At 69.6% G+C, this 13,282-nt stretch carries 11 protein-coding genes; 2 read left to right on the top strand and 9 right to left on the bottom strand.

All coding sequences use genetic code 11. From position 1 onward, the window contains the following. Positions 1 to 184: 184 nt before the first annotated feature. Positions 185 to 1,525 (top strand): GDSL-type esterase/lipase family protein, encoded by a 1,341-nt coding sequence (locus tag NRB56_RS06680; protein ID WP_153339674.1) that lies wholly within the window; start codon positions 185 to 187, stop codon positions 1,523 to 1,525. An 8-nt stretch (positions 1,526 to 1,533) separates the two neighbouring features. On the opposite strand, the gene NRB56_RS06675 is transcribed toward NRB56_RS06680, so the two are convergent. Then, the gene (locus NRB56_RS06675; protein ID WP_319942666.1) at positions 1,534 to 2,355 is read right to left on the bottom strand and encodes an SDR family NAD(P)-dependent oxidoreductase; all 822 of its coding nucleotides are present in this window, start codon (positions 2,353 to 2,355) and stop codon (positions 1,534 to 1,536) included. A gap of 276 nt (positions 2,356 to 2,631) precedes the next feature. Here NRB56_RS06675 and NRB56_RS06670 point away from each other — a divergent pair, with 276 nt between their 5' ends. Next, positions 2,632 to 3,315, top strand: coding sequence for an SGNH/GDSL hydrolase family protein (locus tag NRB56_RS06670; protein WP_153339673.1), 684 nt, complete (start codon positions 2,632 to 2,634; stop codon positions 3,313 to 3,315). A gap of 43 nt (positions 3,316 to 3,358) precedes the next feature. Here NRB56_RS06670 and NRB56_RS06665 read toward each other — a convergent pair whose 3' ends face one another. From NRB56_RS06665 to cmk, 8 genes are all read right to left on the bottom strand, one after another. Next, positions 3,359 to 5,098 (bottom strand): copper resistance CopC/CopD family protein, encoded by a 1,740-nt coding sequence (locus NRB56_RS06665; protein WP_194290752.1) that lies wholly within the window; start codon positions 5,096 to 5,098, stop codon positions 3,359 to 3,361. A gap of 373 nt (positions 5,099 to 5,471) precedes the next feature. After that, entirely contained in the window at positions 5,472 to 6,239 is a 768-nt protein-coding gene (locus NRB56_RS06660; protein WP_153339671.1) for a YcnI family protein, read from the bottom strand. Then, a complete protein-coding gene (locus NRB56_RS06655; RefSeq protein ID WP_406603445.1) occupies positions 6,236 to 7,624 on the bottom strand; it encodes a PLP-dependent cysteine synthase family protein in 1,389 nt (462 codons plus the stop codon). The genes NRB56_RS06660 and NRB56_RS06655 overlap by 4 nt, the downstream gene beginning before the upstream one ends. Before the next feature lie 146 nt (positions 7,625 to 7,770). After that, positions 7,771 to 8,613, bottom strand: a complete 843-nt coding sequence (locus NRB56_RS06650; RefSeq protein WP_153339669.1) for an ABC transporter ATP-binding protein — start codon at positions 8,611 to 8,613, stop codon at positions 7,771 to 7,773. Next, on the bottom strand, positions 8,607 to 9,644 hold the full coding sequence (locus NRB56_RS06645) for an ABC transporter permease (RefSeq protein ID WP_153339668.1): 1,038 nt from the start codon (positions 9,642 to 9,644) through the stop codon (positions 8,607 to 8,609). Before NRB56_RS06645 ends, NRB56_RS06650 begins: the two co-directional genes overlap by 7 nt. Positions 9,645 to 9,649: 5 nt before the next feature. Next, positions 9,650 to 10,840, bottom strand: a complete 1,191-nt coding sequence (locus tag NRB56_RS06640) for an ABC transporter substrate-binding protein (protein WP_153339667.1) — start codon at positions 10,838 to 10,840, stop codon at positions 9,650 to 9,652. 281 nt (positions 10,841 to 11,121) lie between these two features. Further along, positions 11,122 to 12,543 (bottom strand): ribosome biogenesis GTPase Der, encoded by a 1,422-nt coding sequence (der, locus tag NRB56_RS06635; protein ID WP_319942664.1) that lies wholly within the window; start codon positions 12,541 to 12,543, stop codon positions 11,122 to 11,124. After that, positions 12,540 to 13,262 (bottom strand): (d)CMP kinase, encoded by a 723-nt coding sequence (gene cmk, locus NRB56_RS06630; protein ID WP_153340326.1) that lies wholly within the window; start codon positions 13,260 to 13,262, stop codon positions 12,540 to 12,542. Before cmk ends, der begins: the two co-directional genes overlap by 4 nt. Positions 13,263 to 13,282: the final 20 nt, after the last annotated feature.

Raw genomic sequence — 13,282 nt, 5'->3', positions numbered from 1 at the left:
CTGCATACGCCGCGAACGATCCCATCGTCGCCGCCGGGCGGGAATGGCGGTAACCCCTAGACGGCCCCTAACTGTCGGAACGGGGGCGGACGACGGCTCCGAGTTCTGCCTATACTCCTGTGCGGCGCACTGTCATTCGCGTTCGCCTGCCCGAAGTAGGGCCGAACACAGTTAGGTCACTGGTATGAATCGCACCGGAAATCCGCGCGGCCTGGGAATTCCGAAAAAATATCGAGCGGCACTGCCGGCGTTCGCGCTGGCCTGCCTGCTCGCCACGGCGACGGCGACGACCGCGCACGCCGAACCCGACAGCGGCTGCGGCAGCCCACATTGGGTGGGCAGCTGGCTGATGTCACCGTCCGACGCCATGCCCGTGTCGGACATGGCGCTCACCCGCACCACGTCGTTGTTCGATCAGACGTACCGGATCGTCGTGGTACCGCATCTCGGCGGGCAGACGCTGCGCCTGCACCTCACCAACCGGCACAACCCGCTGCCGGTCACCTTCGGCGCGGTCACCGTGGCGCAACAGCAGCAGGGGGCGTCCGTCCGGCCGGACACGCTCCGGCAGGTCACCTTCGGCGGCCGCGCGTCGGTCACGGCCGCACCGGACGCGGACCTGATCAGCGATCCGATCGACCTCGAGGTCGACGGGTTCACACCGCTGACGATCAGCGTCTACGTACCGGGCGTATCGGTGCTGGCCGCGGAGAACATCGTCGGCCTGTCGACGAGCTACTACGGCCCGCCCGGCTCCGGCGACCACACCGCCGACCCGGCGGGCGACGCCCTCACCATGAACACCACCAGCGTGCTGTTCGCCTTCGGTGTGGACGTCCTGGCGCCGGCGCACTATTCCAGCGTCGTCACCGTGGGCGATTCCATCAGCACCGGATACGAGGGCGCGACGTATTACGAGGGCCCGCAGGATCCGGCGGTGGTGGACCGCAATCTCCGGTATACGGATTTTCTGCAACGCCGGTTCGATGCGGCGGGAATTCCACTCTCGGTATTGAATTCGAGCACCTGGGGAAACCGCCTGGTGCTCGATGAAACGATCCCGCAGACGGGGCCCGGCGTGCTCACACGGTTGCAGCGCGACGTGATCGACACCGCGGGGATCAGCGATGTCATTCTCGCCATCGGAACCAATGATCTGGCATTTCCGCCGACGCAGACGCCGGATCAATTGGCGGCCGCCTATACCCAGGTCGTGGACCGGCTGCACGCGGTGGGCATCCGGGTACACCTGGCGACGATTCCGCCCTCGGTGAAGTCGTTCATCGCCGGCGGTATCTCCCCGAATTCGGATCCGGTCCGGCAACAGGTCAACGCCTGGATCCGCACGCAGCACGTCGCCGACGACGTGATCGATTTCGATGCGGTGCTGCGTGATCCGGCCGATCCGGCAGCGGATCGCCCGGACCTGGTGTCACCCACCCTGGTGCACCCCAATCCCCGGGGGCACCAGGCGATGGCCGACAGCGTCGATCTCGGTGCCTTCAAGGGATCGGGGTGCCGATAGCCGCTGCGCTACAGCCGATCCCGGGTCTTCGCCTGAGTGCGGAAGACCGGGGACATGCGCCGGGCCAGCCGATCGGCGAAGCCCGGCGACAGCTGGGTGGTCGCGAACATCGACCGCACCGGCATTCCCATGTCCAGCACCTCGGACCGGTCGCGGCGGATGGCGCCGACGATCTTCCCCGCGATCCGGTCCACGGTGGTGGAGCCGAGCATCGGGCTCGCCTTCACGCCCTGGTCGACCCAAACCTGGTACATGCCATCGCCTTTCACGAAGCCCGGCAGTACCACCGAGAAGCCCAGCGGGGTACCGCTGTATTCGGCCCGCAGCGACTGGGACAGCGCCGCCAGCCCGGCCTTCGTGGCGGCGTACGGGGCCTGATAGGCCGGCGCCACCTTGGCCGCGCCGCTGGAGACGAACACCACGTGGCCGCGGCCACGCTCGGTCATGCCCGGCAGCACGCGGCGGGTCAGCAGCATGGGTGCGTGCAGGTTGACGTTCAGGATCCAATTCAGCTCGGACGGTTCGTATTTCGTCATCGCGGCGGCCAGTTCCACCCCGGCGTTGTTGATGAGCACATCGATCGGGCCCAGCGCCCGCTCGGCCCGGTCCACCAGATCGTCGAGCGCGCCGAGGTCGGCCAGATCGCCGATCACGGGCTCGGCCTTCACCCCGGTGCCGCGCAGTTCCTCGGCGAGCGTGCCGAGGACGTCGGCCTGCCGCCCGACCAGCGCCACATGCGCGCCCTGTGCGGCCAGCAGCCGGGCCACCTGTTTGCCGATGCCGCCCGAAGCGCCGGTCAGCAACACGGTCCGATCCTTGAGATCCTTCACAGCTCCTCCTGAATTCTGTCGACGAGAGCTACGAGCGCCGCAGGGCGCAATCCAGTCCGAACGACCGTTCGCCGATGCGATCAGGCTCACCCGCGACGACTGCGCAGGTAAACCCCTATCCGACCCCTAAGCGGGACGGCGCCGAACGGACCCCTACCGACCTTGACCACCGACCAGATCGCCGGTAAGTTCGACCGCACGCACGTTCGTTCTTTGATCTATGATCGATGGTACCCCCGCATCGTTTCGCGGCGGCAGCGCACACGAGGAGAAGTCATGGCGAATCCGGCCGGCCTCGGCTACACGGAGAACACCGATCCGGATTGTCTCGCCGACGACGTTGCCGTCGAGATGTTGCGCGCCGCCCCCTGGCGGCGGATCGCCCTCGTCGGCGACAGTACCGCCCACGGCGCCGGCGACGCCAGCCCCGGGTACCGCACAGTCTACTGGGCCCCGCGGGTGATCGCCGTACTACGGGCCGCGGTCGGCGATGTCGAATTCCTCAACGTCGGCCGGATCAACGCCACGACACGCCAGGTCGCCGACGAACAGCTCGACGCCGCAGTAGCTTTCGAGCCCGACCTGCTGTACATCGCCTGCGGCGGAAACGATCTCTGGGTCGATCAACCCGATTACGCTGCCGCCGAAGACAATCTGGAGCGGACCTTCGCCGGCGGCGCCAAGATCGGCGCCCGGCTCGCCACCATGACCATCGCCGACGCGGTACCGCCCGGCGTCCCCGAACTGGCGCCGTTCCGCGAACGCCTGGACCTGATCAACCAGGTCATCCGCCGGGTCGCCGAGCGGCACGACGCGATCCTGGTCGACCTGTGGTGGCATCCGGTCGGCCACCGGCCGAACGTGCTGTCCGCCGACAACATCCATTTCAACATCTCCGGCCACGCCGTGGTCGCCGCCGAGGTGATCAAGGCGCTGGCCGCGGCCGCCGACCACGGCTGAGCCGCCGGTGGGGCCGGAAGCGCCTCCGGCCGCACGACTTCGGTCACCAGACCCGATACACCACACCCGCGGTGTAGGCGGTGACCCGATCGGTGGCCACGGTCAGGCGCAACCGCCACATTCCCGCGATCGGTACCCTGATCGGCGGCGAGACAAAGTATTTCGGACCCAACTCCACCGGATCCACACCCCGGAACGCCACCTCGATCGCCTCCAGCCCGCCGTCGGCCCGCACCAACTGCCCGCCGACCGACACCGCGCCCACCGCCGTACCGGACTCGTCCCGTAGCCGAACGGTGAATTCCTGATCCCCCACCCCGGCACGGTCGACGTCGATGTCCGCCCGCAACGGCCCCACCGCCGCGGTGAACTCGGCCCGGGGATCGTAGGCATCCCGAGCCGGCGTGGTGCCGGCCAGCACCGCGGTCACCACCAGAACGATTATCTGGCACGACAATTCGACCGCCAGCAGAGACGCGGCGAATCGCCGCAGTACGGTCCGGGCGACAAATGCGGCCAGCAGCGCCGCCGCGACCACCGCCAGTTTCGCCAGCATCAACCGCCCCCACGCCGTGGACCACAGCGCCGCAACCGGATCCACCGATCGCCAGATCTGATATCCCCCGGTGATCGCCAAGGCTCCCACCGCAACCGACGCCACCCCCGTCAACCGCGGAACCAAGGCTTCCCGCTCACCCCTCCGCCATACCAGAACGGCGAACACCAGCCCCGCCACCCACACGGCCATCGCCGACACGTGTACAGCGGTCGACACCACGGCCATCCACCGTCCACTCCCCGCCACCGCGTGCCCCGACAACGCGGTAGCCACCACGATCCCCACCATCCCGGAGGCCGGCGCCGACAGCGATCCGCCGGCCCCGCCCCGCCGGGCAAGGGCGCGGACCGAGCTCCCGAGCGACCACGAATCCGGCCCGCCCACAACCGATCCGACGCCGGAATCCGGTTGCCGCACCACCCGCGGGCGCGAATCGGCCGAACCCCGGCCGACGCGTGACGACTCGACGGCGGCTGCCGAACTCGTACTCGCGGGCCGTGTGGTGATCACCGCCGCCCCCCGCCCGGTGTCGGCCGACGCGTCTTCATGCCGGTCGATGGCCCCGAGCCGGTGTGCCGTGCACGCCACCAGCAGTGCGGCCGCCAGCCGAATGATCTGTGGCAGGGTCGAGGACGCGTCCAGAGCCCGGCTCCACACGCCGGGTTGCCACCACCCGTCCGCACCCGCCAGCCGCACCGGCGCCGCGACGACGATCGACAACGAGCCGACGGCCACGGCGACCGCTCCGGCGCGAATCAGCTGCGCCACCAACGGTGTTCGCAGGCCGCGGCGCCATACCGACAGCGCGACGAGCGGGATGCCGACAGCCAGCACGACCCCGAAATACACTACGGCGGTCAGCATCCGGACCACGCCGTCGGCCACCACCGACGCGGGATCCCGCGCCGGGACCGCCGAGGTCAGCAGGTCCGGTGGCTCCCCGAATCCGAACACGCTGGATCCGCCGACAGTGTGCCCGTCCGCCGACAACACCACCCAGGTGATCAGATACGTCCCTTCCGGCAACCCGGGTCGCATCCCGATGCGGATCGTGCGGCCGCCGTCACCTGATCCCACCGTTCCCGTGTCGACGCGTTGCCCGTCCCGGTCGGTCACCGTGAGACCGGCACCGGCCGCCGTCACCGCCTCGTCGAAGGTGACCGAAACACGCTGCGGCAGCGTATTCAGCGTGACGCCGTAGGCGGGATCGCTGCCGACCAACACCGCGTGAGCCGCCGCGATCCCGGTCCCGGCCCAGCAGATCCCCACGACCGCGAGCAGTCCGAGCAGCGCGCGCCACGCCCAATTCTCCTGTGACCCTGTTCTACTCGGAGACCCGCGGCAAATCCTCCGGAACCGTGCCGGAATCCGTTCGAGGCCATCGGAAGGTGGTTCCGTTCGGCGCCTTCCTCCCTCGATCACCACCGGCGTCCCGGACCGGCGGACCACGAATATCGTGTGTTCGAGGCGGATCTGTCGCGCGATCCGGGTGTGGCCGCCGGCCGTGTCCGGGCTCGGCGGATCGCGCGTGCCGCCGGTGGCCCGCACTCGAAACGCTGTGCCGAATCCACTTGTGGCCGTGGCAGGTTCCGGCCGTTCACGTTTCCGAGCTGCCGGACGGGTCCGCGGCGGGGCGGGCGGTGCGTACGCGCAGCAACGGGTAGGCGGCCGTGGCCAGGCCGAGCAGTGCGACGACCAGGGCGGCGCCCGCCAGGAAAGTCGCTGTGTCGGCCGAGTTGTGCTGGGTATCGTCGCTTCCGGTTGCGAGGGTCGGTGGCGGCGCACCGTGCGTGTGGCCGGTGACGACCGGGCCGCCGAGGTGCAGGACCGGGGCGGGGTGGGCCGATTCGGTGCCGTCGGTGCTGCGTTCGATCCAGGACACCGTGCTGCCGTCGCTGTAGGTCTGGACGGCGGGGAGGAAAACGTTGCCGGATTTCGGCAACGGGCCGAGCAACAGCCGGAATTCACCGAACTGGCCCGGACCGATCGCGCCGCCGTCGCGGGCGGTGAACGTCACCGCCGACACGACTTCGGTCAGCTTGCCGCCCGCACCGTCGTCGATCGGCTGGGCCAGGGCGGTGCGGCGGACGGCCGTGTCCCAGCCGGGTACCGGGGCGGTGCGTACCTCCGCGAACGGATGATCTGGCGGCAGGGTCACTTCCAGTTTCACGGTGCCGGCCGCCGACTCGTCGGGCACCCGCAGGGTCACCACGCTGTAGCCACCGGGGGCGGCGTCCGGTGCGCTCGCGGTCACGTGCGCGGAGGCCGTTCCGGTGGCCGGAAGCACCGTCAGCAGTGCCGCGGGCACCGTGGCGAGCGCAGCGGCGACGGCGCGCCGGTGTCCGGCTGTCCATGCCCGCGTCATGCGTCCGCCGCCTTCCGGGCGGTGGCGATCTCCGCCGCGTCGACCAGAGTGACGCCGCGCCCCTCATGCGCGACCACCACCGGTCCGGCGTATCCGGAGATACGTTCGGCCGCTTTGGAAACCGGATCGGTTGTGCCCACGACCGGTAGCGGTGCGCTCAGGTGGTCAGTCACCGGATCCGGCCCCGGAGCGTGGGCCAGGGTCACCGAACTCACGGAGCCGAGCACCTCGGCGATCTGCGCCGGCCCGGAGGCGTTGCGCTGCAACAACACCGGGAGTGCCGGCGCATCGCCGAGCAGGGCGCGGGCCTCGGCGACGGTGGCACGGGACGGAACGGTGCGGGCGTCGCCGTCGAGCGGGATCGGCAGCACCGCGCCGACGGCCGGCTCGGATCCCGCACGGAACAGCGGAAATCCCAAGCGACCGAGCCAGTCGTCGTCGAAGTACTTCGACAGATACGAACGGCCCGAATCGGGCGCGATCACGACCACCACCGATTCGGGGCCGAGCGGCCGGGCCACGCGCAGTGCTGCCGCGATCGCGGTGCCGGACGAACCGCCGAGCAGCATGCCTTCCTCCCGGGCCAGTCGTTGCAGTACCCGCAGGGCCTCGGCGTCACCGACGCGCTCGATCCGGTCCACCACGTCCCGGTGGTACGAGGACGGCCATTCGTCCACTTCGGTCTCCGGATGCAGGTGGTGGCCGACGGATTCGACATACCAGGCCCGGCCATCGCCGCCGCCGTAGGCGGAGGTCTCCGGGTCCGCGCCGATCACCCGCACCGCGTCCTGCGAGACAGCCTTGAGGAATGCGCCTGCGCCACTGACGGTTCCACCGGTTCCGACTCCGGCGACGTAATGGGTCACCGCACCGGCGGTCTGGACCCAGATCTCCGGTCCGGTGGTGGCGCGATGCGCCGCCGGATTCGCCGGATTGTCGTACTGGCCCGCGAGCCAGCCACCCGGGATCTCCGCCGCCAGCCGCCGGGCCACGTTGCGCACGAACTCCGGATGATGCGAGGGGCGGCTTCCCGGTGAGATGTGGACCTCCGCACCGTAGGCCCGCAGCAGCGCGATCTTCTCGGCGCTGGACTTGTCCGGAACCACGACCACCGATCGGTAGCCGCGCGCGGCGGCGATGGCCGCGAGCGCGATCCCGGTGTTACCGGAGGTCGCCTCCACCACCGTGCCGCCGGGCCGCAGCTCACCGGATCGCTCGGCCGCCTCGATCATCGACAGCGCGGCCCGATCCTTCACGCTGCCCAGCGGATTCAGGTATTCGAGCTTCACGTACACGGTCGCCGCGAGGCCCTCCGTGACCCGATTCAAACGCACCAGTGGGGTATTCCCGATCGCATCGGCAATCGACTCGTACACACCGCTCACGCTGTGTCCACTCGGCACGAGCGGAGCGCCTCCGTGGTTACGCTCCGCTGCCGCCTCCGGCGCTTCCCCGCTCATGCCGTGTCCACTCGGCACGAGCGGAGCGCCTCCGTGGTTACGCTCCGCTGCCGCCTCCGGCGCTTCCCCGCTCATGCCGCTGACCTTCCCGTTTCGCCGAGCAGCGCGAGGATCTCGCGACGTAGTTCCAGATAACGCGGGGCGTCGTGCACCCGCGGTCGCGGTAGGTCGATGTGCACGTCCCGCACCACCTTTCCCGGTCGTGCGGTGAGCACGACCACCCGATCTGCCAGCCGCAGTGCCTCGTCCACATCGTGGGTCACCAGAACCGCGGTGAATCCGTCGTCCTGCCACAGCCTTCCGATCTCGGCCTGTAGCGTCGCGCGGGTCAGCGCGTCCAATTTTCCCAGCGGCTCGTCCAGCAGGAACAGCCTCGGCCGGTTCACCAGTGCCCGGGCCAGCGCGACCCGTTGTGCCATACCGCCGGACAACTGCGCCGGATAGGTGTCGCGGAAGCCGTCGAGCCCGACCAGGGCCAGTGCCCCCGCGACCCGGTCGCGGTCCTCGGTCACCGTGCCGCGGGCCTGCGGTCCGAGCGAGACGTTCTGTTCCACGGTCCGCCACGGGAACAGCGTCGGATCCTGGAACATCAACGCGCGGTGCGGATCCGGGCCGGTCACCGTGGCACCGTCGACCCGCACATCGCCGCGCGCGGGCCGCTCCAGCCCGGCCAGCAGACGCAGCAGTGTCGACTTGCCGCAGCCCGAAGGGCCGAGCAGCGCGACGAATTCGCCGGATTCGATGTGCAGCGACACATTGGTGAGGACCCGCAGCCGCCCCAGTTCCTGGGCGCGAGTCGGGACCGGCGCCGGCCGGCCACGCACCCGGTCCAGCAGCGAACGGGGCCGAGCCCCGGCCACCGCGAATTGGTGTGACACCGAGTCGATGTCGATCACGCTGCCCCGGTTCACCATCGCACCAGATCCTTCTCCCAGGCCAGCACGCGATTACGGATCCGGAACAGGATCACCATCAGCGTCCGGCACACCACGATCATGATCGTGATCGCCGCGTACATCCGCGGGTACGCGGCCCATCCCTTGGTCCACTGGATGTACCAGCCGAGCCCGTTCTTCACACCGAGCAGTTCCGCCACCGCCAGCGCGCCCAACGAGGCTCCCAGTCCCATGAACAATCCGGTGAAGATGCTCGGCAGCGCACCGGGCACCGCCACCCGCCAGATCAGGAAACGCGGTGTCGCGCCGAGGGTCTGGGCCACATCGAAGTAACCGCGCGGCACCCCGGCGATACCGGCCCGGGTCAGCACCGACACGGGGAACCAGACGCCGAACGCGACCATGAAGACGCTGCCGCTGTAGCTGGTCGGGAACAGCACCAGCACCAGCGGCAACAGCGTCGCCGGCGGCACCGGCCCGAGCGTCTGCAACACCGGATGACCCCAGTACGACGCGAGTCTCGACCAGCCCAGCGCGATACCGGTGCCGAGCCCGGCCAGGGCGCCGATGCCGAAACCGATCAGCAGCAACAACAGCGAATGCCAGGTGCTGGAGGCGAGGATTCCGGCGTCCTCGTAGAACACCAGCAACATGTGTTGCGGCGACGCGAAATACGGTGGCTGCAACCATCCGCTCTTCGCGGTGCTGCACTCCCACACCAGGATCCACACCGCGAGGACGGTCAGCCACGGTGTCCAGTGCCGCAGTCGCAGCGCCGACGCGCGTTGCCGGCGGCCGTGCATCGCCCAGGCGCTCAACACGACCGCGACAGCGGTCCACAGCAGCCCGGCGGCCAGGGGAGCCGCCGCGTGCAGGCTGTCCGGTACGGCGAGCGTGGCGACGGCGTCGAGCACCCACAACGCCCACGCCACAACGAATCCCGCATTGGGGCGGTAACGCTTCGTCGGTGCCGCGGCCGCGGCACCGACGGTGTCCGGCAGGGAGGTATCGGTGTCCGTCCGCACCGCATCCGATGTCGTGGTGGTCATCACGCTCACCAGGTGAGGCCGAGGTCCACGTACACCTTGTCGGCCAGGCTCCTCGGATCGGTCTTGCGATCCAGATAGCCGGTCTTCGCGAACTTCTCGATCCCGGGTTCCAGCGCGCCCCGCAGCCGGGCCGCCGACGGATCGAAGCCGTAGGTCTTCAGTGTCGCCTCGATGATCGACTGATCCGCGGCGACGTACTTGTTCGCCACCTCCAGCGCGGCGGTCTGTGTCACGTTCGCCCCGGCCCAGCGACTACCCTCCGCCCAGGCGGTTACCAGAGCCCGTGCGATGTCCGGTTCTTCGCGCAGTAGGCGGCCGTTGATCGCTGTGGCACAACAGAACTGCTCGCGGTTGGCGCCCTGGGTGTTGTTGGTCAGCTCTCGGGCCTTGCCCTTCAGCGTGGGCAGTAGCGCGTTGGGATCGCTGCCGGCGATCGCGACGATCTCGCCCTTCGCGAGCGCGTCACCGAGTTGATCACCCGGATAGACCTTCCACTCCACGTCCTGGCTGGGATTGATGCCCGCATCGAGCAGGTCCAGGGAGAAGAACGACATCGCCGAATCTCCGATCGCCGCCACCCCGATCGGCTTGTTGCGCAGATCCGCAACGGTTTTGATGGGACTGTCGGTCGGCACGGCGATGCGCAGGCAGCCTTCGTGCAGGCCGGTGGCCAGCTTCGCATCGATACCCTGCTCGATCGGCTTCAGCCAGGAGAAGAAGATGCCCGGCGCGCCGTCGAGTTTGCCCGCCCCGACCGCGTCCTTGATCTCGTCGCCGCCGGTCTTGACGATCTGCACGTCCAGGCCGTGCTTCTCGAAGATCTTCTCCTGGTAGGCGACGTACAGCGGCGCCTCGCAGACGCCGCCGCCGTAGCCGATCTTCAACGCCCGGTTGACCTTTCCGGATCCCGGCGTCCGCCGCGTGGTCAGCCAGCCCGCCAGCCCGCCCCCGGCCACAACGGCGGCCGCGACGCCGGCGCCGGCCAGCAGTTTCCGTCGCGACAGGGCGGGACCCGCCGGTTCCTCGGGTGAGCCGAGGTCCTCCTCCTCGTCGGGTGCGGTCGCCGCGCTCGCCGACTCCGGTTCCACCGCTTCGTGGTTCGCCGCGGCGGGTTCGGTCGGCTCCGGAGCAGCCGCGCCGGCACCGGTCTCCGGGTGTTCGTCGTCGCTCCGCGGCGGCTGGGATGAAGTAGACATCGAAACCTCGAATCCGTACCGGGTCACCGCACCCGGCCATCCTCACCGGCGGTGCCACGGCTGTAGATTCGCAGGACAACGTGCCGTGCAACAGAATTGCAGTCAGCACGATCCGATTGTTTCCGGCCGATCCGGCTCGCCTCGGCCCCGGCGGTCCGGACGTCGTCGGCCGATCGCGGCGACACCCGCTCGCCGTGACCGCGGCAACCTCGGTGGCCGGCTCCCGAACGCAACGGGAGATCCGTTGCTGAGCAACGGATCTCCCGATAATGGCGAATCGGTTACTTCTTGACGCGCTCGCGCTTCTCCCGCACCCGGACCGAGATCCGGACCGGGGAACCGTCGAAGCCGAACTCCTCGCGCAGCCGCCGCTCCAGGAACCGGCGGTAGCCCGCCTCCAGGAAGCCGGTGGTGAACAGGACGAAGGTCGGCGGGCGGGTGGTCGCCTGAGTGGCGAACAGCACCCGGGGCAACCGGCCGCCGCGCATCGGCGGTGGCGTCGAGGCGACGACCTCCTTGAGCCAGTTGTTGAGCCGGCCGGTCGGAATTCGCTTGTCCCAGGACTCGAGTGCCGTCTCCATCACCGGAACCAGCTTCTGCACCGCGCGGCCGGTGTGAGCGGAGATGTTCACCCGCTCCGCCCAGCGGATCTGCACCGTCTCGCGGTCGATCTCGCGTTCCAGCTGCTCGCGGCGGTCCTCGTCGACGAGATCCCATTTGTTGAACGCCAGCACCAGCGCCCGGCCCGCGTCGACCACCATGCTGATCACCCGCAGGTCCTGTTCGGTGATCGGGACCGACGCGTCGATCAGCATGACCGCCACCTCGGCGGCCTCGATCGCGGCCTTGGTGCGCAGCGAGGCGTAGTACTCGGCGCCCGCGGCGTTGCCGACCTTGCGGCGCAGGCCCGCGGTGTCGACGAAACGCCACGTCTTGCCGCCCAATTCGACCAGCGAGTCCACCGGGTCCACGGTGGTGCCGGCCACGTCGTGCACCACCGAGCGCTCGTCGCCGGCCAGCTTGTTCAGCAGGCTCGACTTGCCGACGTTCGGCTTGCCGACCAGCGCCACCCGGCGCGGGCCGCCGGTGCCGGGACCGAGGTCCTCGCGCGGAGTCTCCGGCAGCACGTCCAACACGTCGTCGAGCAGATCGCCGGTACCGCGGCCGTGCGCGGCGCTGACGAGCCTCGGTTCGCCGAGGCCCAGCGACCACAGCACCGCGGCCTCGGCCTCGAGCCGCTCGCCGTCGACCTTGTTGGCCACCAGGATCACCGGGGTCTTGGAGCGGCGCAACGTCTTCGCCACCGCCTCGTCGGTCGAGGTGGCGCCGACGGTGGCGTCGACGACGAGCAGGATCGCGTCGGCGGTCCGCATCGCCAGCTCGGCCTGCCGGGCCACCGCCTGCTGCAGGCCCTTGGCATCGGGCTCCCAGCCGCCGGTGTCCTGCACCAGGAATTTCCGGCCGGCCCACTGCGCCTCGTAGGAGATCCGGTCGCGGGTCACGCCCGGCACGTCCTCCACGACCGCCTCGCGGCGGCCCAGGATCCGGTTCACCAGAGTGGATTTGCCGACGTTCGGGCGTCCGACCACGGCCAGCGTCGGCATCGGGAGGTGCGCGCCGGACTCGTCGCCCTCGATCGAATCGGCGATCTCCCAATCGGATTCGTCGGACCAGGTGCCGTCGGCGGTCTCGATCCCGGTCACTCGCGCCCTCCTACCGAAATTCGTTCCGCCACAACGCGATACAGCTCATCGATGACCTCGTCCATGCTGAGATCGCTGGTGTCGACCAGTACCGCGTCCTCCGCCGCGCGCAGCGGCGACACCGCGCGGGTGGAGTCCAGATTGTCGCGGCGCTGCACGTCGGCGAGGACCGCCGCGTAATCGTCGCCGCGGCCCTCCGCGATGTTCTGCTGGTTGCGCCGGGTCGCGCGGGCCTCCGCGGAGGCGGTCAGATAGATCTTGGCGTCGGCGTCGGTCAGCACGACCGTGCCGATGTCGCGACCCTCGACGACGATCCGCCCGGCCGCCGCGGTGAGCTCCCGCTGCAACGCGACCAACTGTTCGCGCACCTCAGGCACCGCGGAGACGGCGGACACGGCCTTGGTCACGGCATTGCCGCGGATCTCGGCGGAGACGTCCTCACCGTCGAGCGCGATCGACTCGCGGCTGGGGTCGGTGCCGATGGCCAGCGGCAGATCCTTCACGACCGCGGCGATCGCCGCCGGATCGGCCAGATCGGCGCCGGTGCGCAACACCCGCAGCGTGGCCACCCGATACATGGCGCCGGTGTCGAGGTAGCGGGCGCCCAGCCGGGCCGCCAGCCGCCGGGACACGCTGGACTTGCCGGTGCCCGACGGTCCGTCCATCGCCACGACCAGCGGCGACGAGCCCAGCAACCGGTCCGCAACATCATTGCCCATGTAGTCCCCCACGGTCTTCA

The organism is Nocardia aurantia (genome assembly GCF_009604425.1).
Taxonomy (GTDB): domain Bacteria; phylum Actinomycetota; class Actinomycetes; order Mycobacteriales; family Mycobacteriaceae; genus Nocardia; species Nocardia aurantia.
This window is presented reverse-complemented; position numbering and strand designations above follow the sequence as displayed.